General features: G+C 69.8%; 19 protein-coding genes. 11 read left to right on the plus strand and 8 right to left on the minus strand.

Features of this window, described 5'->3' with window-relative positions; translation table 11 throughout:
* Positions 1 to 123 precede the first annotated feature (123 nt).
* Complete coding sequence (locus WMF29_RS09925) at positions 124 to 1,104, plus strand: response regulator (protein ID WP_437328602.1); 981 nt, start codon at positions 124 to 126, stop codon at positions 1,102 to 1,104.
* A 25-nt stretch (positions 1,105 to 1,129) separates the two neighbouring features.
* Here WMF29_RS09925 and WMF29_RS09930 read toward each other — a convergent pair whose 3' ends face one another.
* From WMF29_RS09930 to WMF29_RS09945, 4 genes are all read right to left on the minus strand, one after another.
* A complete protein-coding gene (locus WMF29_RS09930) occupies positions 1,130 to 1,849 on the minus strand; it encodes an acetolactate decarboxylase (protein ID WP_437328603.1) in 720 nt (239 codons plus the stop codon).
* Positions 1,850 to 1,880: 31 nt separating this feature from the next.
* A complete protein-coding gene (locus tag WMF29_RS09935) occupies positions 1,881 to 2,279 on the minus strand; it encodes a MarR family winged helix-turn-helix transcriptional regulator (RefSeq protein ID WP_437328604.1) in 399 nt (132 codons plus the stop codon).
* 260 nt (positions 2,280 to 2,539) lie between these two features.
* On the minus strand, positions 2,540 to 3,748 hold the full coding sequence (chrA, locus tag WMF29_RS09940; RefSeq protein WP_437328605.1) for a chromate efflux transporter: 1,209 nt from the start codon (positions 3,746 to 3,748) through the stop codon (positions 2,540 to 2,542).
* Positions 3,745 to 4,230 (minus strand): DoxX family protein, encoded by a 486-nt coding sequence (locus tag WMF29_RS09945; protein ID WP_437328606.1) that lies wholly within the window; start codon positions 4,228 to 4,230, stop codon positions 3,745 to 3,747. Before WMF29_RS09945 ends, chrA begins: the two co-directional genes overlap by 4 nt.
* 391 nt (positions 4,231 to 4,621) lie before the next feature.
* On the opposite strand from WMF29_RS09945, the gene WMF29_RS09950 reads away from it, so the two are divergent.
* Positions 4,622 to 5,341 (plus strand): hemerythrin domain-containing protein, encoded by a 720-nt coding sequence (locus WMF29_RS09950; RefSeq protein WP_437328607.1) that lies wholly within the window; start codon positions 4,622 to 4,624, stop codon positions 5,339 to 5,341.
* A gap of 103 nt (positions 5,342 to 5,444) precedes the next feature.
* On the plus strand, positions 5,445 to 6,299 hold the full coding sequence (locus tag WMF29_RS09955) for an AraC family transcriptional regulator (RefSeq protein WP_437328608.1): 855 nt from the start codon (positions 5,445 to 5,447) through the stop codon (positions 6,297 to 6,299).
* Positions 6,300 to 6,352: 53 nt separating this feature from the next.
* On the opposite strand, the gene WMF29_RS09960 is transcribed toward WMF29_RS09955, so the two are convergent.
* Positions 6,353 to 7,234 (minus strand): VOC family protein, encoded by an 882-nt coding sequence (locus WMF29_RS09960; RefSeq protein ID WP_437328609.1) that lies wholly within the window; start codon positions 7,232 to 7,234, stop codon positions 6,353 to 6,355.
* 202 nt (positions 7,235 to 7,436) lie between these two features.
* Positions 7,437 to 7,841, minus strand: coding sequence for a VOC family protein (locus WMF29_RS09965; RefSeq protein ID WP_437328610.1), 405 nt, complete (start codon positions 7,839 to 7,841; stop codon positions 7,437 to 7,439).
* A gap of 347 nt (positions 7,842 to 8,188) precedes the next feature.
* On the opposite strand from WMF29_RS09965, the gene WMF29_RS09970 reads away from it, so the two are divergent.
* Positions 8,189 to 8,674: a hypothetical protein gene (locus WMF29_RS09970; RefSeq protein ID WP_437328611.1), complete on the plus strand. Its 486-nt coding sequence runs from the start codon at positions 8,189 to 8,191 to the stop codon at positions 8,672 to 8,674.
* A gap of 88 nt (positions 8,675 to 8,762) precedes the next feature.
* On the opposite strand, the gene WMF29_RS09975 is transcribed toward WMF29_RS09970, so the two are convergent.
* Positions 8,763 to 10,610 (minus strand): DUF2169 family type VI secretion system accessory protein, encoded by a 1,848-nt coding sequence (locus tag WMF29_RS09975; protein WP_437328612.1) that lies wholly within the window; start codon positions 10,608 to 10,610, stop codon positions 8,763 to 8,765.
* 218 nt (positions 10,611 to 10,828) lie between these two features.
* Between WMF29_RS09975 and WMF29_RS09980 the strand changes: the two genes are divergently transcribed.
* From WMF29_RS09980 to WMF29_RS09990, 3 genes are read left to right on the plus strand one after another with little or no spacing between them, the layout of a single operon-like run.
* Positions 10,829 to 11,047 (plus strand): hypothetical protein, encoded by a 219-nt coding sequence (locus WMF29_RS09980; protein ID WP_272101560.1) that lies wholly within the window; start codon positions 10,829 to 10,831, stop codon positions 11,045 to 11,047.
* A gap of 16 nt (positions 11,048 to 11,063) precedes the next feature.
* Positions 11,064 to 12,308: a DUF2169 domain-containing protein gene (locus WMF29_RS09985; RefSeq protein ID WP_437328613.1), complete on the plus strand. Its 1,245-nt coding sequence runs from the start codon at positions 11,064 to 11,066 to the stop codon at positions 12,306 to 12,308.
* Between the two features lie 28 nt (positions 12,309 to 12,336).
* Positions 12,337 to 13,809, plus strand: a complete 1,473-nt coding sequence (locus WMF29_RS09990) for a hypothetical protein (RefSeq protein WP_437328614.1) — start codon at positions 12,337 to 12,339, stop codon at positions 13,807 to 13,809.
* A gap of 66 nt (positions 13,810 to 13,875) precedes the next feature.
* On the opposite strand, the gene WMF29_RS09995 is transcribed toward WMF29_RS09990, so the two are convergent.
* Positions 13,876 to 14,637 (minus strand): hypothetical protein, encoded by a 762-nt coding sequence (locus tag WMF29_RS09995; protein ID WP_437328615.1) that lies wholly within the window; start codon positions 14,635 to 14,637, stop codon positions 13,876 to 13,878.
* Between the two features lie 506 nt (positions 14,638 to 15,143).
* Between WMF29_RS09995 and WMF29_RS10000 the strand changes: the two genes are divergently transcribed.
* The 4 genes from WMF29_RS10000 to WMF29_RS10015 all read left to right on the plus strand — a co-directional run bounded on the left by WMF29_RS10000 (position 15,144) and on the right by WMF29_RS10015 (position 19,250).
* The gene (locus WMF29_RS10000; protein ID WP_437328616.1) at positions 15,144 to 17,606 is read left to right on the plus strand and encodes an FG-GAP repeat domain-containing protein; all 2,463 of its coding nucleotides are present in this window, start codon (positions 15,144 to 15,146) and stop codon (positions 17,604 to 17,606) included.
* Positions 17,607 to 18,117: 511 nt separating this feature from the next.
* Positions 18,118 to 18,417: a hypothetical protein gene (locus WMF29_RS10005; protein WP_437328617.1), complete on the plus strand. Its 300-nt coding sequence runs from the start codon at positions 18,118 to 18,120 to the stop codon at positions 18,415 to 18,417.
* A 131-nt stretch (positions 18,418 to 18,548) separates the two neighbouring features.
* Complete coding sequence (locus WMF29_RS10010) at positions 18,549 to 18,686, plus strand: hypothetical protein (RefSeq protein ID WP_437328618.1); 138 nt, start codon at positions 18,549 to 18,551, stop codon at positions 18,684 to 18,686.
* A gap of 132 nt (positions 18,687 to 18,818) precedes the next feature.
* Entirely contained in the window at positions 18,819 to 19,250 is a 432-nt protein-coding gene (locus tag WMF29_RS10015; protein ID WP_437328619.1) for a CBS domain-containing protein, read from the plus strand.
* Positions 19,251 to 19,348: the final 98 nt, after the last annotated feature.

Consider the following 19,348-nt stretch of genomic DNA (forward strand, 5'->3'; position numbering starts at 1 on the left):
TGAGCGCTTCGCAGGGATCTTCGGAACCGCGCTCCCGGGGCGACGCTGCATGCTTGACCCTTTACAGTCGTCACGCTCCTTGATAGCGTCCAGCTGCGTTTTTCCGGCGCTGGGGGGACGATTTTGACGCAATTCAATGGCTTCGTGGTCGCGGTCGACGACAATCCCGCCAACCTCGACACGCTCCTCGACGCATTGTCGAGCGAGCATCTGGACCTCGCCGTCGCCACGGATGGCAACATGGCGATCAGCTTGATCGAGCGCGAGCAGCCGGATCTCGTCCTCCTCGACGTCATGCTGCCAGATATCGACGGCTTCGGGGTGTGCAAGCGCCTGAAGGCCAACCCGCAGACCGCCGACACGCAGATCGTCTTCATGACCGCCTTGAACAATCGAGAGCACCGGCTGCAAGGGTTGAAGGCGGGCGCCGTGGACTACATAAGCAAGCCCTTCGATACCGAGGAGCTCCTTGCGCGGATACGCCCGCACATCGCCGTCCGGCGCATGACGCGAGCGTTGCAGGAAAAGAACGCGAGCCTGGAGTCGGAGGTTCGGCAGCGCGTCGCCGTCGAGGCCGCGCGCGAGGCGCTCCTCGTCGAGCTCATGACCCGCACCGACGAGCTGCGTGAGGCCAAGGAGGGGCTCGAGCGCGAGCTCGTCGAGAAGGGGCGCGCGAACGCGGAGAGGACCGCGCTGCACGAGCAGGTCATCGCCGCGCAGCGCAGCCGGCTCCTCGAGCTCTCCACGCCGCTCATTCCCATCACGGATCGCATCCTGGTCATGCCGCTCATCGGTACGATGGACAGCGACCGGGCTCAGCAGGCCATCCATGCGATGCTCCACGGCGCCAGCAGCCGAGGCGCGGAGTTCGTCATTCTGGATATCACGGGCCTCAAACGCGTGGACGAGAGCGTCGCCACCATGCTCCTCACCGCGGCCAGCGGCCTGCGGCTCCTGGGGACGCGCACGGTGATCACCGGGATAGGCTCGGAGGTGGCCCGGACGCTCGTGCACCTCGACGCACCCCTGCAGGGCGTCGTCACGAAGGGCACGCTCCAGGACGGGATCGCCGTCGCGATGCACGCCTCCCGTCATCGGGGATAGGGCGTCTGCTCTGCCGGAACGAGCCTCAGGGCGCCGGCAGGAGGATCCGGGCGCCGCGAGCGAGCGTCACGCCGTCCACGTGGCCCATCAGCGGTCGCTCCGGCAGGACGACGTGGAAGTGCGTGTTTGACCCCATGTGCGTGAAGACGCCGTGGTGGTGCTTCGAGAAGAAGCCCACCAGCACCCCCTCGACGGCGGGGAGCGCTCCGCTCACCGACGCCCGGACATGGTCGGCGTGGCCTCCGCCGGGGGTGAGCTTTTTCCCGTCGATGACGTGCCACCGGAGATCGCGGAAGCCGCCGCGCACCTGGACCGGGACGGCGCCCTCCGTATCGAGGCCGCGCTCCCGCAGCAATGCCTCGATGCGCGCGTCGATTTGCCCGTCAGGCACGTCGGCGTCGAGCGTCGCGTCCTGCCACCGCGCGACGTTCGCCACCACGAAGAGCGTCGCCTCCTCCTCCGCCCCGGCGGGGCGGACGTCGAGGGTCCCGTCGTCGCGCGCATAGGAGGTCCAGATCGCGTCGTCGACGACGGTGACCTCCCCGCGCAATCCGCTGAGCGCCCCGACCCCGAACGCGCGCGGGCCCGGCACCACATCGCCGATGCGCACGGCGGGCCCCGTCTGCCCCTCGTGCATGATCGCGCGCAGGGCGCCGAACGAGCGGACCTGCACCGCCGCCGGAGCGCCCGGCGCGGGTCCCGCAGCGGTCTCGCTGGAAGGCGTGCAGGAGGCGATCGGGGACATCAAAAGAGCTCCGAGGAGCCCGAGAAGAAGGTCATGGAGAGTCGCTCGCATCGCTCGCATCGGGTTGCTCCTCTGTCGCGCGCGTCACGCGCGAGAGCGCACGATTCAGGGCGTGCAGCGCGCGCACCACGGCGGCGCGCTCCTCGCAGGGGATGGCGTCCACGATCGCCTGGAACCGCAGCAGGCTTTGCTCCTCGATTCGCCCTGCCATCCGGCGCCCGGCCGAGGTGAGCCGCAGGCGGCGGACCCGTCCGTCTTCCTCACTGACGTCCTGCTCCACCCGGCCATCGTCACGAAGGCGCTGTATCAGCCGGGTGACATTGCTCTTGTCGATGCCGAGCGCCCGCCGCAGGTCGCTCTGGGAGAGATGCTCGCCCGCCCGCTCGGCGTCCGCCAGGACCGTCAGGGCGTGGGCCTCGCGCGGCGCCACCCGGACACCGCACGGTGTCCGCTCCTCGTCCAGGAGACCGAAGCCGCGAACGAAGGCGCGGACCTCCGAGCGGAGCTCTCTCGTGGTCACCCTCCGAGGAGAACACAGATGGTTGCGATGCGCAACCAATTTGGAGGCAGGGACGTTCCGCTCCGCGGCCACCCATGGGCGCCGAGCCGCCCCGGGGTGTGCGGCGCCGTGGGCCGTATCGCGCGGCTCGTCGCTGGCGTCGCCGGTGGCGCGCGTGCCGGGCGCCTACCTCACCCCGCGAATCCTGCGCTGTGGATGGCCCAGCCCAGCGCGCCGCCGCCGACGACGAGCCAGGTCGAATTGACCTTGAAGCGAAAGAGCAAGAGCGCGCTCGCGGCCGCCAGCAGCACGGTGGGGAGATCGATGAGCGAAGCGCGACCGAGCTGCAACGTCACGACGAGCATGAGGGCGAGAGAAGCGACGTTCACCCCATCGAGGACCGCCCCCGCGATCTGCGAGCGGCGCAGCCGCGGCACCAAGGGGCCGCTCACGGCGACGAAGAAGAACGCGGGCAAGAAGATGCCGACGGTCGCGACGAGCGCGCCCGCCGGGCCGGCCAGCACGTACCCCACGAACGTGGCGGTCGTGAACACGGGCCCCGGCGTGACTTGCCCCACCGCGATCGCGTCCAGGAGCTGCGCCTCGGTCATCCAGCCGAGCCGCTCGACGAGATCCGCACGCAGGAACGCGAGCAAGACATAGCCGCTGCCGAAGAGGACCGCGCCGGTCTTGAAGAACACCCAGAAGAGCCCTGGCAGCGTGACCGACCCTGCGACGGCAAACCCGGGTAGCCACGGCGCCAGCGCCGCCGCTCTGTTGCCGGCGCCTGTATCTTCATCGCTCGGCGCCGGAGGGCGGACCGAAGGCTTGCCGAGGCGAGCGAGCACCGCGCTCGCAGCGCCCGCGCCGATCAGCACGGCGAGCTCGTTCACGCCGAGCCACGCGAGGACGGCCGCCGCGACGCCGAGGAGCCTGAGCGACGTGGTGCGGGCAGCCTTCGGGGCGAGCGCGCCGATCGCCTGCACCACGACGGCGATCATCACGGGTTTGACGCCGTAGAGCAGCCACGTTGCCGCCGGCACCGTTTCGAAGCGCACGTAGGCCCAGCCAAGGGCGCCCGTGATGAGCATCGCGGGCAGGATGAAGCAGATGCCGGCCACCGCGAGGCCTGGTCCTCGCGCTCGGTCGTAGCCGATGTGGATCGCCATCTCCGTCGAGTTGGGGCCGGGGATGAGGTTCGTCGCGCCGAGCAGGTCGAGGAAGCGCTCCTCCGAGAGCCACTTGCGCCGGCGCACGACCTCGTCCTGCATCATCGCGACGTGCGCGGCAGGCCCCCCGAACGCCGTCACGCCGAGGCGCAGGAACAGCCACGCGAGCTCGCGCAGATCGGCCCCCGTCCAGCGCCGGACGGACGTGGGAGAGGTGGCTGATTCATTCACGGCGCGCTCCGGCGCCGCGCCATGCGCGCGTCGACGGACAGGCGCCCCGCGCCGACGACGAGGAGAAAGAGCGCGCCCAGCAGCATCGCCCAGTCCGTCCTCGCCTCGTGGGCCATGCTCCAGAAGCCGTATTGCGGCATCTTGCGCACGTGGAAGCCGAGGATGTCTCGGCCGAGCAGGATCGGAAGCTTGGTCGAGACCAGCGCCACGACCATGTCGATGACGAGCAGAGCGGCGGCGACCCGGGTCAGGAGCCCCGCGAGCACGAGCGCCCCGCAGACGATCTCGAGCACCCCTACGAAAGGCCCCATGGCCTCCGGCCAGGGGATGCCGATCTTGGCGAACCTTCCGGCGCCGAGCTCCGCTGGATAGATGAACTTCTGGAGCCCTTCGGACAAGAAGACGGCCCCGACCGAGAGGCGGACAAGGAGCGTCGCCGCGGGCGCATCGGTATCGAGCATCTTGCGCAGGAGTTTCCTCATTTCGTTCCAGCCCTCGTCGACGGAGTGTGGATATGGATCTTCCAGCGGCTCACCCGGATCTCTCGATGCGCCGTCGAGATCATGGTTCGAAGCGCGTAGACGATCCTGGTAATCTCGTCAACCTGGACGCGCTGCCGTACGGACGCGGCCTGTGGCCTTCCGGCTCGGTCGTACAATCGAACCCGGCGCCTCCGCATCGGCCGGCTGGGAGCTCCTTGGTATCGTGATCCATGGCTCAAACCGCCCGCATCGCAGGTCACGGGATGGCGCCGGCTGCTGCGCTCGTGATCGGCGCCTCCAGGGGAATGGGCTGCTCGATCGCACCGCGCGCGTGGAGGGGCTGAAGCACGGGTAGCAAGCTGGGGCGCGGTGCGGAAGGGAGGTATCGCCCATGAACAACGACGGATTGTTGCGGAGGACGCTGGTGCTCGCGACCAGCAGCATCGGCATGAGCGCCGTCCTCGGCGCCTGCGCGCGTCCGCGCGACGCGGCGGCCCGCGAACCGAAGCAGGAAGGCGGCGCCGGGGAAGGCGACGAAGTCACCCCCGGTGAAGATCTGATGCGAGAGCACGGGGTCCTGCGCCGGGTCATGTTCCTGTACGACGAAGCCATCCGGCGCCTGGATGGGTCCGAAGACGTCCCGGGCGACGTGCTCTTCTCGGCTGCGGGCGTCGTGCGCCGGGTGATCGAGGACTATCACGAGAAGCTCGAAGAAGACTTCCTGTTCCCCCGCTTCGAGAGGGCCGGTAAGCACACCGATCTCGTCGCGGTGCTCCGGCGCCAGCACCAGGCGGGGCGCCTCGTGACCGCCGACGTGCTCACGCTCGCGAGGGAGCCGCTCCGGGAGCAAGCCGCCCGCCGCAAGCTCGCCGACAGGCTGCGCGCGTTCAATCGAATGTACCGGCCGCACGCGGCGCGCGAGGACACGGTGCTCTTTCCCGCGCTTCGGGCGCTCGTCGGCGCCAAGGCATATGCCGATCTCGGCGAGCAGTTCGAGGAAAAGGAGCACCGCATGCTCGGCGACGAGGGCTTCGAGAAGGCGGTCGCCGAGGTCGCCGAGCTCGAGGCGGCGCTCGGGATTGCCGACCTCGCGAGCTTCACGCCAGCCTAGGGGAAGGTGAGACGGGAGCACTCGGGCTTCGCGAGCGCCGCGCAGCGATGTGGCCGGCGAGGTCATCGTCGGCCATAGTGTCCACGTGTTGTATGTCCGCCACGTGCCGGGTCCGCCGCTTTCGGCGCACGTCGCCGAGCTCTGGTACCTTTCGGCTGCTCCGCCGCACGCGGCCGAGCGCATCCTGCCCTCCGGTACCCTCCAGCTGGTCGTCAACCTCGACGAGGACGAGGTTCGCATCTACGACGGCCCCACCCTCCGCCGCCACTCCGGTGCCGTCGTGTCGGGTGCGTACCAGTCCTCCTTCGGCGTCGATACACGCGAGCACGCGTCGATGGTCGGGGTCCACTTCCGCCCCGGCGGCGCGTGGCCGTTCCTCGGCGCGCCGCCCGGCGCGCTGACCGACACGCACGTCGACCTCGCGGAGCTCTGGGGGCTGCGAGCGGCGGAGCTCCGCGAACGCCTGTGCGCGGCGCCGGAGCCGCGCGCTCGCTTCGAACTGCTCGAGCGCGCGCTGCTCGACCGCCTTTCGGATGCGCGCCCCGGTCATCCCCTGGTGCCGCACGCGATCGCGGCGCTCGATGGAGGCGAAAGGCGCGTCGCGGACGTCGCGGCCACGCTCGGCATCAGCCACCGCCGGCTTGTCGACGTGTTCACCGCCGAGACCGGCCTCGCGCCGAAGGCGTTCGCCCGGATCACACGCTTTCGGCGGGCGCTCTCGCAGGCCGAGAGGGAGCGCGAGCCGGACTGGGCCCGGCTCGCTGCCGTGTCAGGGTTCTGCGATCAGTCGCACCTGATCCGCGAGTTCGTGGCCCTCTCCGGCAATTCGCCGACCGCGCTCGTCGCCCAGTCCTCCCGCGAACGCGTCAAGCTGCATCACATCGCCATCGCCGCGCCGGATGGGGCGCGCGGAAGGGACCGGCGACACGCGCGAACCCGAGGCGTCCTGACTGGATGACCGCGAAGGAGCGGCGCGGCGTCGGGATGCGCCGCGGCGCGGCCGGCGCATGGCTAACCCGCCGATGCCTCGTGGAGCTCGATCGGGTTGCCGTCGGGATCCTCGAGTTGAATCTGCGCGCCCCCCATGCCGCGCTCGATGTCGTTCCGGAAGGGTGTGCCGGCCGCGCGGAGTCGCTCGATGATCGCGGCGAAGTCGTCGACGTAGAGGACGATGCGGTTCCAGCCGCCCGCGGTCTGAGCGCGGCCGTCGGGCATGGGGCGCGCGCCTGAGCTGCCGGGGCCGCTCAGGAGCAAGCGCAGGTCACCGCGGGAGACCATTGCGAACGCCGTGCCGGACTGCAGGTCGAGCGTGAAGCCGAGTTGCTCGATGTAGAAGCGAACGGCGCGATCGACGTCCGTGTTCTGGTAGCGGACGACTGCCGAGGTGGCATCGGGGTTTCCTGCTGCCGAGGTCGATTCCTCCGGCGCCTCGTGAAGCTCGACCGGGTTGCCGTCGGGATCTTCGAGTTGAATCTGCGCGCCCCCCACGCCGCTTTCGATGTCGTTCCGGAAGGGTGTGCCGGCCGCGCGGAGTCGCTCGATGATCGCGGCGAGGTCGTCGACGTAGAGGACGATGCGGTTCCAGCCGCCGGCGACCTGAGCGCGGCCATCGGGCATGGGGCGCGCGCCGGAGCTGCCGGGGCCGCTCAGGAGCAAGCGCAAGTCACCGCGGGAGACCGTTGCGAACGCCGTGCCGGCCTGCAGGTCGAGCGTGAAGCCGAGCCGCTCTGTGTAGAAGCGAACGGCGCGATCGATGTCCGTGACCTGGTAGCGGACGACGGCCGAGGTGGCATTGGGGCTTTGCATGGGCGAAGTCGACTCCGTGCTGTGGGAGATGCAACCTCCGAGTGAGAGGATGACCAGCATGAGGATGATCTTGAGGATGATCTTCATGCGCGGATTCTGTCGCCCGCGCGCGCCGCCGTATTGGACAAATTGGAAGCCGCGGCGGTCCGGGCCGTCATCGCGGGCACGGGCACCTGGTCTTCGACGTCGTGTCCCACGAAGGCGTCGCGACCCCGATCGCCAAGGAGCCGCCGGACGTCGGGGTGACGAGCGCTTCGCTGGCCCACCTCGCGCGCTCGCGCCGGGGCGATCAGCGCTGCCTGTCGAACTTTTTGATCGCTTCCGGGCTGACGGGGGTGAAATAGTTCACGAGGTTGCCGTCCGGGTCGCGGAAGAGGAGCGAACGGTTGCCCCAGGGCATGGTCGTCGGCTCCTGCACGACCTTACCGATGACAGGAGCCAGCCTTCGATACTCCGCGTCGACGTCGCTCACGCGAAACTCGACGATGACGGAGTGGTTGTCGGCGGGGTGCGCTGCTCCCGCCGCGAAGAGATCCATGGTGCGCCGGTGCGCGATGGCGAGGGTGCACGAAGGCGTCTTCAGCTCGGCGAAGTCTTCGGTGTACCAGGTCGCTACGACGCCTGTGACCTGCTCGTAGAACGCGACCAGACGTTTGGTCGCGTCGGTGATGATGCGAATCGAGACGAAATCCATGACGGCCTCCTTGCGCAGCCGCGGCTGCGGAGTTGACGCGCATCCCATGTAGTTTGCGCCTGCTGACAGCGTGGCGTCAGCAGGGGCTCTTCCGGCTCGTGGACATGCGCCGCACCGAACGGCCCTTCGCCATCCTCCATGTGCTGCGTGTCAATGTTTGACCATGCCGGGAGCCGCAAGGCGGTGGAAGAGTCCTGCGCCGTAGTGTCCGCGGTCGCAACCCGGGACGTTCAGATTGCGATTGCCCGGCGCGCCCGGGTGCGCTCTTCTTCGATCCAGGAAGCGGGAGACTCTCCCGCGAGCGCGCCGCGATGAAGCCCTCGTACGAAGCTCGTGCACCAGAGATCGTGACGGAGCCCGAGCAGGTGGACCGGCTGCCGGCGCTGATCGAGCGGATCGCGGAGCAGACGCGGCGCGATGCCGAGGGCCGGCAGGTGGAGCTGCCGTCGGGGCGCGTCGTCGAGGTGCGATCCGCGGCAGGGGACGAGGAGCGGGTGACGATCCGGAGCGCGTCCGGGGAGATCGAGCTCGACGTGCGCCTCACCGCGCGCGGGCCGGTGCTGCGGATCCGGGCGGCGGAGCTCGAGCTCGAGTCGCCGGGCGCGGTGCGCGTCGACTGCGATCGTTTCCATGTGCGCGCCGAGCACGGGATCGTGCACGAGACCGGCGGCGACCTCGCGCAGACGGTCGCCGGCGACGTGACGACGCGGGCGCGCGGCGAGCTGCGCGCCGAGGCCCGTCAGGTGAACCTCGAAGCCACGCGCGGCGACGTGCAGATCGCGGCGAACGACGACGTGCAGCTGCTCGGCGAGCGGATCAAGCTGAACTGCTGAGCGTTGCGGGCGGCGCGCCGCGCGCGGTCGACCCCGCGCGTGCCGCGGGCGGCGCGCTGCGGACGGCGCGCGCCGGGTCGACCGCGCGTCAGAGGGCCGAGAGCGCGCGCTCGACCTGCTCCGCCAGCGCGGCCTGCGCGGCGACGCGCCGCTGCCACACGCGCTTCAACCGCATGCCGAGCGGCGCGTCGAGCCCCTGCTCCGCGATCTCGAGCGCGAGCTTGCCCCGCCGCTCGGCCCTGACGAGGCCCGCGTACTGCTCGGCCCGGAACCGGTCCGGGTGGCGCCGCTCCCAGGCGCTCACGTACGCATCGTCGAAGCGCTCGCGCAGCGCGCGGTCCCCGAGCTTCAGCGCGCGCTCGAGCTCGTCACGCCAGCGCCGGTCGGCCTTCCGCCAGGTGGCCTCGTCGAGGTCGTGCGCGGAGAGCACCTCGCCGCGCAGCGCGCCCCGCTCGGCGAGCTCCGAGCAGACGGTGGCGTAGCGCTCGATCGTGACCTGCTCTTCCGGGCGCGCTGCGCTCGGCGCTGGCGGCTCCTTCAGCGAGGCCGGCGGCGACGGCGCCGAGGCGGGCGCCGGGGGGCGCGGCGCGGCGTCCGCGGGGGCGGGCGGCTGCGATGGGGCTCCGTCGACGTCGAGCGCGGCGAGCACCGCTCCCGCCGCCGGGCCGGGCGTCGTGGCCGCGGGCAGCGGGGTGGCGGGCGGCGGGGTGGCGGGCAAGGTGCCTGACCCCGGCGCGCTGCCGGGCCCGTCGAGCGCGAGCGTGCCGCCCGCGGACCCCTCCCGCCGCCGCGGCTCGCTGGAGCGCGACGGCGCGGCTGGCGCGGCCGCAGCGGAGCGCTGGCCCGGCGGGCGCCGCGGCGGGACCGCCGGCGCGCTCCCGACGCCCACGCCGGCGACGGCCATCAGGCGCTCCCGCTGGGCCGGGTCGCGCAGCTCGACGTGGGCGCGCCAGGTGATCGTGCAGAGCAGCCGATCCGCGTCGACGTGGAGGCCGTCGGCGTGGAACACGAGCCGCGCCGGGGCGTCGGGATCGGCGTCGTCGAGGCCGTACACAGCGCCGGCGACGCGCGCGTCCGGCAGCGCGCTCTGGATGCGCGGGCGATCCGGGTGGAAGCCCTCGAGCACGACGACCGTGTCCGGCTGCAGCGCGGAGACCCACTGGTCGCGCGGGGCGCACTGGAAGTACGACCAGTCGAAGGCGCCCGGCACCTCCATCACCTCGGCGTCGAGCCTGGCGCGGGCGCCGGCCGGGAGGCGGCGGCTGCGCGCCGGCCACGCCGCCGCGAGCGGACCGAAGCCGCTGGGCCTCTGCGGATCGACCGGATCGAGCACGTTCGGCAGCTCGCCGTCGCGCTCGCTGCACCCCAGGGGGTTCTCGGGCACGCCGACGCCGCCGGCGGCGCGCTCGTACACGATCGGCATCCGCACGAACGGCTCCGGCGCTGCCCCGGCCTCCTTGCGGCGGCCGACGACGCGCACCGTCTTGTCGAGGCCGGGCACCTCGCGCTGGACGAGCGCGAACCGCGCGCTCATCTCGGCGACGGGGCGGCCGCCGGGCGCTGCGGCGTGCCCGAGGGCCGTCACGTCCACGTACTGGCGGTACGGCACCCGATCGCTCGCCGCGGTCACGTGGGTCATGGGGCCGCGGCGGTCGTGGACATCCTTCGTGTGGAACGGCGCCGCTACATCCGCCGGCCGCATCGGCGACGCGTCGAACGAGAAGCTGGCCTTCACGACGACCGTCAGCCGGAGCTTGCCCTCGTGGCGCCAGGGGACCGTGTCCACGGTCGCCTGCGCCGCCGTCGCCGACGCCGACGGCGTGAGCGAAGCGCAGGCGACGCCGCCCACGGTGCCTGGCAAGAACGGCAAGGCGCGCGCCGCGAACTGCGCGGCCTGCGCGTCGTCGACCGGGAGTGTCCCCTTCGGCTCGCTCATGTCCCCGTCGTGCACGGTCGCAAACCGCGCCTCCCGAGGTCAAGGGCTCATCCAGCGAGCGCTGGCCGTAACAACCATTGGAGTCGTCGACGGTGTGTGCTGGTGCGCGGATCGCTTCGGAACCTGGCCGCCGAGCTCGACCAGAGGTGCGCGCCGGCCGCGGTAGATCACGACAAAATACCGAGTGGCCGCCCGCGCGCCCCAAGTACCATGACCGCATGAAGCGGCTCACCGACCCCTTCCACGTGCTGCCGGAGGCGCAGCGCCACGAGCTCATGCGCGACACGGTGATGGCGATCTTCGGCCCCGCGGTGGGCCAGGGCTTCTGGGATCAGATGGAGCCGCTGCTCACCGACACACGGCGCCAGCCGGGCGACGCGGAGGAGCCGGAGAAGAACTTCTGGCGGGGCCGCTGGCGCATCTACGAGGCAGAGTGAGCGGGGAGCAGCGGCCGTGAGCAACGACCCGACGCCGCCCGCCGCGCGCGCGCCTGCGCACAGACCGCGCAGACCGCGCCGCAAGACCGAGCTGCTCCTGCAGGGCGAGCCCGACGGGAGGCGGTGGATCGCCTGGATCTCGAAGCGCACCTACCGGATCCACAACGGGCGCTGCGAGCTCGACGCCCCCGGGCAGCAGGAGGTCCTGCACGACGACGAGATCCCGTACAGCGAGGATCGCAAGCCGCCGCGGGTCTCCCCGCCGATCGCCGTCGACGACATGCTCCCTTTCCGGCGCGCGACCGACGTCGTCATCCAGGCCTTCGCCCACGCCTACAAGCCCGACACCCGCACGCTCACCGCGAGCGTCCGGTTCGGCAAGCACCACCGCGAGATCGTGGTCCACGGCGACCGCGTGGGCGAGATCGACAGGGCGGGCCGGCCGCGCTTCTCCGAGCCTTCGCCGATCGAGGTGGTCCCGATCCGCTACGACTATGCCTATGGCGGCGTCGATCTGACGGCGCTCGGCCGGAACGGCGACATCCTCGGTCAGCTCGTCCAGGAGGCCCGGCGCGGCACCGACAGGCTCGCCGACACGGTGTATCACTACCCGAGAAATCCATGTGGTTACGGGTACTTGATGGAGCTCGACGCCGAGGGCTTCGCTGGGCGGCCGATCCCCAACCTCGAGTTCCCGTTCGACCCGCTGACGCCCCAGCGCCTCGCCGTGGGCAAGCCGTACCGGTGGATCCACGCGCCGCTGCCAGCAGGCTGGGATTACCAGTCCATGGCCTGGTTTCCACGGCTCGCTTACCTCGGGCTCGCCCCGACCTGCCAGAGCGACGGCAAGCTCCCCGCCGAGGTCGAGCGGGGCTGGGCCGCCCGCGATGTCCTCTCGATACCGCCCCTTTATCAGGCTCCGGACGCCCCGCTCCGCCTGGAGTATGCGCAGGTCGCGTCGCCCGGGATGAGCGTCTCCGACCTCGCGCCGGACGAGTATTTCGAGCTGCACAACGTGCACCCGAGCCGGCAGGTCTACTCCTTCCACCTGCCCGGCGAGGTGCCCCGGGTGATGCTGGAGCTCGCGCCCGGTCGGGCGCTCGTCGAGGTGGAGTCCCACCTCTGCTCGGTGGTCGTGCGGCCGGTCCCGGGCGAGGTCGTCGTGGTCTGGAGCGCCCGGGCCCCCGTGGCCCTGGATCTCACCGAGGAGCAGATGACGAACCTGCGGCGCGAGGTGCGCTGGACCTCGGCGGCCCGATGAGCTCGATGAAGATGAAGGAGCGCGGACGATGTCCTACGGCTGCCTGACCGTCACGCGGTGGAACGTGTTCCTCGGCCTCTCGTGGCACGAGGCCCTGTTCTGGTGGCCGATGCCGCCGCCCGGGGCCTACGTGCCCCAGAAGTACTGGCCTCATTTCCAGACAGGGCTGGTCAGCGGCACGCACCTCTTCTCGTTCTGGTCGGAGCAGAAGAAGCACGAGATACAGCTCGACGGCGTGCACTGGATAGGGCGGGGGAGCGACGCGAGCCTCGTCGTCCCGCACGTGGACGTGGTCCAGGGGTGGAATCCGCTCCTGCCCTGGACCATCCTCTTCGGGAGCTCCATCTCGGTCTGGGGGACGAGCGGGGTCACGATCGCGTGCGACAACCCCATCTTCGGCGAGACGGCCTGCGATCTCGCGTGCTCGCCGTTCAAGACCGTGCCGTTCTCGCTCCACCTCGCGTGCAACAGCCCGGTCAGCCTGCCGCTCGATTTCACCATCGTCTGGGGCACCGCCAAGGCCGGCTTCACCTGGACCGACTTCATCGCGTGCCTCGTCGACATCGCGATCGAGATCGCGATGGACATCCTGATGAAGTTCGGCGGCCAGATCGCGGGCAAGCTGTGGAAGGGCGCGAAGGCCGCCGGGAAGGGGCTGATGAAGGGCGCGAAGATGGCCGCCGCCAAGAGCGCGGACCTCGCGCAGCCGTTCTTCAAGCGGGCCGGCAAGGCCCTCGCGCGGGAGAGCGCCGAGGAGACGCTCGCGAAGATCCTCAAGGAGTCCGCCGAGGAGGCGGCCGACGACGTCGCGTCGAAGGTGGGCAAGCAGGCGGCGGAGAGCTTCTCGGACTCGCTCAGCCGGCTGCGATCGCAGAGCGACGAGCTGCTCGAGGAGCTCGCGGAGGCCGCGGACGGCAGCGTGTGGAAGTCGTTCAAGCAGGGCGCCGCGGAGCTCGGCGAGAGCGCCGCCGATCGCATGAAGAAGCTCGGGAAGAGCCTTGGCGCGGCGGCGAAGTCGGCGAAGGACACGATCATCGCCGTGAAGACGTGGAAGAAGGTGACCGAGGAGAACCTCCTGAAGTCGCGGAAGGTGAGCGGCATCCTCAAGTACACGGCCCTGGCGAACGGGTTCAAATACTCGAAGAAGATCGGCGGGAAGCTCACCAGCTCCATCGACGCGCAGTACCACGACCCCGGGGATCTCGACGCGGCCTCGGACGGGTACAGCTTCGGGCCGTTCGCGCTCGGGAGCAGGAGCGGCGTCTACGACGACCTCGGGGACCCCGTGGGGGGCACGGGCGACGACGACGATGATGACGAGACCAGCAAGACCGTGGTTGGCGATCGGTTCGCCTGGAGGAGCGACGCGAGCGCGAGCGCGAAGGCGGGCGTGAGCGAGCGATTCTCGTGGTCCGATCAGAGCGACGAGAGCGGCGCGAGCGCGGGTGTGGACGACCGCTTTGCCTGGATCGCGAGCGACGCCGCCACGTCCGGCGCATAGCTCCACCCACCAGGAGTCCAGGTAGCCTGACCGCCTCGTCCTGCTGTCGCGCGCGTCACAGCACGCCTACGGCGTCACGAAGATGACCGAGAGATCATCCACGTAGAAGGAGCCCGTGGAGTTCGCGCCCATCCAGGCTCTGACCGCGCCGAAGTTCCGCGCCTGGTTGAGGAAGTAGCTCGGGATCGCGACGTCGAGGCTACCCGACGCCATTCCCAGGAGCGAGATGGTCGCCGTCGCCGCGGTCGCGCTGATATTGAACGTCACCTGTACGCTGAACACCTGCCCGCGTTGATACGTTCCAAAGACCAGGTTGCTGTCGTCGTTGACGCGCACCGTTCCGTTCGTGAGAAAGTCGAGGTGCAAGAAGCTCTTCAGGTCGCTCAGCGGCTGGTTGAAGCCCTCGAACTGCAACGTCGGGACGCCGCCGTCCGCGCCTGGAATGTAAAGCCTGGCGGTCGCCACGTATTGACCATCTCCGCGGAAGGCGCTGAAGCGACCCTGGATCGACGTCACGTCGTTGAAGCTCGGGTGCTGAATGAGCACCCACTGCTCGTTGGCCTCGCCAGCCGGCGAAGCGGCCACCATCACGTTGCCGTTGCCGAGCGCCGTCGCGACGGTGCCGACCGTTTGCTGCGAGCTCGGCAGCTGGGATGCGGCGTCCTGGTTGAAGCCGGCGCTGAGGATCGTCTCGGCCGTGCAGCCTGTGAGCAGCGCCGGCGCGGCCAGCAGCGGCAGACCCAGGATCGTGCGCCGAGAAACGAGGAGCGATTTGCCGGTCCCATGATCTTTGGCGCGAGCAGACTCGATCGTTCGATTGAACGTCATGTTCATCTCCGTTGTGTTGAAGCGGCCCACGCACGACGTGCATGGCTCGGTGGTCGAAGGGGCGTTGCCGCCGAGAAGCGCGGCGTACAGCGGCAGGTTTCGCAATCGTCATGCCACGGCGAGAGGGCCGCGCGTCCGCCGACGGGCCCCCGCGTTCGCGCCGAAAACGAGGCTCATCGCTCGCCTGATCCCGGGAGAAGAGCACGGGGCTGCCGAGCACCCTGTCTCTCGGAAGGAGACACCTGTTCCCCCCGGAGAACCAGCGCGGGCAGGGATGGCCTGCGGAGGAGGGCTCCGCGCCGAGCGAGGCGCTCGGTTCGCCCCGGGTTTCGACGAGGCGTGGCGACGGACCGCAGCCGGTCGGACGGCATGGTCCCAACCCAGGCCCAACCGGTGAGCTTGGGGCCTGGCGAGCTCGGGGCGGACTGCGCCGACCCGACCACCTTCCGGATTGGCTTTACGCGGATTATCCTCCCAATCCCGGCTCATTGTAAGGTGATATCCAAATGCGTAAACATCGCGGAGTTTTGCCGTCGGCGTTCGTCATTTTCTTCAGCTGTGCCTGCGGTGACGCTCCATCCGGTCACCCCGATGGTCAGGGCGGCGGGGGGCTCGGCGGTCAAGGTGGCGCGGGCGGCGTGGGGGGCGGCGGCGGCACGGGCGGGGGCGGCGGCGCAGGCGGCATGGGCGGCAGCGGCGGTGTGGACGGCGCAGGCGGCATGGGCGGGGGCGGCGGCGCTGGCGGCGCAGGCGGCACGGGCGGGGACGGCGGCGCAGGCGGCACGGGCGGGGACGGCGGCGCAGGCGGCACGGGCGGGAGCGGCGGCGCAGGCGGTACGGGCGGGAGCGGCGGCCAAGGTGGCGCAGGTGGGGAGGGGCCTCAGGCTGCGGAGACAATCGATTTTGATGTCGTCCGATTTTATGCGACCGGATCGAGCTATGTCGGCACTCCATTCGCGCTCGCCGACCTCAATGGCGATGGGCTGGTCGACGGCGCGCTGGCGCTACGCAGCGCGAATAGAGTGTCGGTGCTCCTCGCCGACGGCAAGGGCGGGTTTCTTCCTTCGACCGAACACGTCGTGAGTGGTGCGCACGACGTCGCCGTGGGCGACGTGAACGGCGACATGAAACAGGATCTGGTCGTCACGCTCCTGAGCGCCGGCGGCGGCGTCCGCGTCCTGCTCGGCAACGGCGACGGCACGTTCCAGGCCCCGATTTCGAGCCCGGGAGCGGACTATATGTCGCCCGTCCTCGCGGACGTGAACGGCGATGGGAAGCTCGACGTCGTGGCGAGCAGCAATGGCACGAACATCACGATCCTCGCGGGGGATGGCGCGGGCGCGTTCACGACGTCGAGGACGATCACCGGGACCACGAACTGTCGATTCATCGCGCTGGCCGACCTCGACAGCGACGGCGTGCGGGACATCGTCGGTTATGACACGGAGCTCTCCACGCCGGTCGTCAGCGTGCGGCTCGGTCAGGCCGGCGGCGTGTTCGGCCCCGTGACGAAATACACGATCTCCGCGCGAGACGGCGTGCCGGTCGGCAGCGCGGCTGATCTGGCGGTCGGCGATCTCGACGCCGACGGCAACCCCGATATCGCTGCCGTCGATGCGAAGGGAATGACCCTCTTGATGGGTAGCCCGTCGGGCGCGCTCTCGACGACCATGCGCGTCCCGGCGGGCCTCGCGCCGAGCGGCGTCGTCATCGGCGACTGGGACAGCGACGGGAGGCAAGACATCGCGGTGCAAAGCATGGACGACTCGATCCTCAGCGTTTTTCGGGGTGACGGGCTCGGGGGGCTCGAGCCCCGGGTGACGTACTCTACTGGAGACCGTGGCTCACGCGTCCGGTCGGGGGATCTCGACGGGGACGGCAAAGCAGATCTCGTCATGTCGATGAGCGGCCTCGTGGTCGCGCGAGGTCGCGGAGATGGGACGTTCCACGCAGCTCCGGCGCTCCTCGGGGGCAAGGGCGCGAGAGGCGCGGCGCTCGGCGATTGGAATGAAGACGGCAAGGCCGATGTGGTCGTCGCCTATACCGGCGGCCGGTCGCTGTCGTTCTTCGTCGGAAGAGGCAGCGGCGCATTCGAGTTGTCCGTGGCCATGCCTGCCGGCGGCGTGGATCCCGAGCAGGTCGTCGCGTGGGACGTGAATCGCGATGGGCACCTCGACGTCGTGTTCGGCACCGTCGAGGCGGGAAAGGTCGGTGTGCTGCTCGGCGACGGCGCAGGCTCGTTCGACCCCGTGGCGCTCCACGAGGGCGGGAGGGGGATCGCGCTCGCTGACATGAACGGAGACGGCGCCGTCGATATCGCCGCGACCACCTTCGACGAGCTGCGGGTGCTCCTCAACGACAAGGCCGGCGGGTTCCTGCCGCCGAACGCGTATCCCGCGGGCGCGAACATCCTGGACGTCACGGCTCGCGACTTCAATGGAGATGGAAACATCGATCTGGCGACGGCGAACTACGACAGCGACGATATTCGGGTCTTGATCGGCAACGGAGACGGCACGTTCGCGGTGGCCACGAGCCTCCCGGTGGGGAACTCCGCGTGGACCGTCGCGCCCGCCGATTTCACGGGCGACGGCGTGCTCGATATGGCGTTCGCGACGGTGGGGAGCGCGAGCGTCATCGGCGTGCTACCCGGCCAGCCAGGGGGCACGTTCGCGGCGCCTATCTCCACGCCGGTCTACTTGCCCCTCGAGACAGCGCTCACGACGGCGGATTTCGACTCCGATACGCGGCCCGATATCTTCCTTGCGCAAGGCGGAGGTGGCACGGTGGGTGTGTTTCGCGGCAAGGGCGACGGCACGTTCGACGCAGCGCTCGTGTACCAAAGCCTCTTCACCAGGGCGCTCGCTATCGGAGACGTGAACGCCGACCGGAGGCCGGACGTGCTCGTCGTCTCCACCCCAGTCCAGCAGGACGGGAGCGTGAACGTCTTCGTCAATATCTCTCATTGAGGCCACCTCAGGGCAGCGTGGCTGTCGTCGTCGCCGTCCCCGGCAGCGCCGACCCTGCGCCGGGTTCATGGACAGCAGCGGAGGGCACGACCGGATGGACCTGGGTCCCCCGGCTCCACCGCAGCAGATTTTTTCCGCCCGGACACCGTCGCCTTACGGCATGATACACATAGCCAATGCCGCTCTGCGGCAAGCCGGCGGCCCCACCATCGAAGAGCTGGATCCAGCTGCGCCGTCGGCATCGACGGCGGTGGTCGGCAACACCGAGCGGGCCGGAACCAGCGCCCGAGCGCGGCCGGACTTCGCATCGTGGACGCGGCATAGGCCGGGTCGCGCAGCCGCCCGGGCGGCGAGCAGGCGCCGGGGGGGCGGAGCACGGGTCTTGCACCGCACAGACCAGGGGTCGAATTCTCTTTACGCTCGCAAAGCAGCCTGAGATGCTATGCGCTGACACGAAACGGCGCAGGACAAGGGCATCGTTTCGGGGGCGAAAGCATCTTGGAGGGGTACCATGCCGATCTCAGTGACAGTCAAAGGGAAGACGTACGAGAGCGACGGTCATTACCATGCGGAAGAAATCATGCTCGCTTCCGTCAGCCGTTCAGCGAACCTCGTCGTGGAAATGAACGGTTGGCCGTGCACGGGCGAACGGCACCACAATTGCCACAAGCGCTTTCTTGCCGAATCCGCCGGCCGCACGATCACGGTGACCATCACGGACGATCACGCCGGCTACGCCGCGAACCATGGCCGCAAATTCGGGCAAACAGGGACGATCACCTACACCAATGGCGTCGCGACCTACGGCTAGAACGTCAGACGTATAGGAAGGCGTCGCGTCCTCTCGCTCACCACAGGCACGCCGGGCTCGCCTGGCCTCACCGGGAGAGCTCCGCGCCGGGCGTGTGGTGGCGCGTTCACCCGGAGCTCGGGAGCGCGCTCATGTCGGTCATCGCCATCGCCACCGCGCGCGGCGAGGGTTCCTACGCCTTCTCCTCGGCGGACGGTCGCCCGGTGCGGCGCGACGCGCAGCAATTTCATCGCATCCGCAGGCCTTGCGCCCGCGTCGCGGCGGCGTAGCGGCGCACCGGCTCCGGGCGCGGGCGCGCACTGGTCGGCCTCTTGCATGCTCGTCGAGCGGGCGCAGGAGAGCGGAGCTCGCAACGACGGCAGGCGTGCTCATGCGTGCCGAGAGCGCAAGGAGTCTGTTCGATGAAGCTCAAGAAGAATCGCAGGGTCGAGGATTACATGAGCACCGCGGTCATCACGCTGAAGGAGGCCGACACGATCAGCGCCGCGAATCTCGAGATGAAGCTCGCGGAGATCCGGCATATTCCCGTCGTCGACGCGAAGGGGCACGTCGTCGGGATCGTCTCCGATCGCGATTTGCTCCGCCACGTGAGCCGCCTCGACGCCAAGCCCATCCCGATCGAGTCGATCATGACCCGGCGTGTCCGCACCGTGCGAGCGACGACCCCGGCCGCCGACGCAGCCCAGATGCTCCTCGATCACAAGATCGGCTGTCTGCCCGTCGTCGGCGACGAGGAGCAGCTCATCGGGATCATCACCGAGACCGATTTCCTGAGCATCGCCCAGCAGGCGCTGCGAGGCATCGACGTGACCCACAGCGCCGGAGATCGCTAGAAGACGGGCGGTGGATGGCGTGTCCCCGTTCCTCCTGAAGCTCACCTCCGGCGGCACGCTCTGAGTCGCCGGCACCTTCTACGGTTCCATCGACGTCG

It is taken from the genome of Sorangium sp. So ce381 (genome assembly GCF_051473845.1).
Taxonomy (GTDB): Bacteria; Myxococcota_A; Polyangia; order Polyangiales; family Polyangiaceae; genus Sorangium; species Sorangium atrum.

Bases quoted from the DNA above. Each gene is read 5' to 3' on its own strand.
- WMF29_RS09990 (WP_437328614.1), top strand. From the start codon at position 12,337: ATGTCCTACGGCTGCCTGACCGTCACGCGGTGGAACGTGTTCCTCGGC.
- WMF29_RS09995 (WP_437328615.1), bottom strand. From the start codon at position 14,637: ATGACGTTCAATCGAACGATCGAGTCTGCTCGCGCCAAAGATCATGGG.
- WMF29_RS09965 (WP_437328610.1), bottom strand. From the start codon at position 7,841: ATGGATTTCGTCTCGATTCGCATCATCACCGACGCGACCAAACGTCTG.
- WMF29_RS09945 (WP_437328606.1), bottom strand. From the start codon at position 4,230: ATGAGGAAACTCCTGCGCAAGATGCTCGATACCGATGCGCCCGCGGCG.
- WMF29_RS09930 (WP_437328603.1), bottom strand. From the start codon at position 1,849: ATGTCCCCGATCGCCTCCTGCACGCCTTCCAGCGAGACCGCTGCGGGA.
- WMF29_RS10000 (WP_437328616.1), top strand. From the start codon at position 15,144: ATGCGTAAACATCGCGGAGTTTTGCCGTCGGCGTTCGTCATTTTCTTC.
- WMF29_RS09975 (WP_437328612.1), bottom strand. From the start codon at position 10,610: ATGAGCGAGCCGAAGGGGACACTCCCGGTCGACGACGCGCAGGCCGCG.
- WMF29_RS10015 (WP_437328619.1), top strand. From the start codon at position 18,819: ATGAAGCTCAAGAAGAATCGCAGGGTCGAGGATTACATGAGCACCGCG.
- WMF29_RS10005 (WP_437328617.1), top strand. From the start codon at position 18,118: ATGCCGATCTCAGTGACAGTCAAAGGGAAGACGTACGAGAGCGACGGT.
- WMF29_RS10010 (WP_437328618.1), top strand. From the start codon at position 18,549: ATGTCGGTCATCGCCATCGCCACCGCGCGCGGCGAGGGTTCCTACGCC.
- WMF29_RS09980 (WP_272101560.1), top strand. From the start codon at position 10,829: ATGAAGCGGCTCACCGACCCCTTCCACGTGCTGCCGGAGGCGCAGCGC.
- WMF29_RS09960 (WP_437328609.1), bottom strand. From the start codon at position 7,234: ATGAAGATCATCCTCAAGATCATCCTCATGCTGGTCATCCTCTCACTC.
- WMF29_RS09950 (WP_437328607.1), top strand. From the start codon at position 4,622: ATGAACAACGACGGATTGTTGCGGAGGACGCTGGTGCTCGCGACCAGC.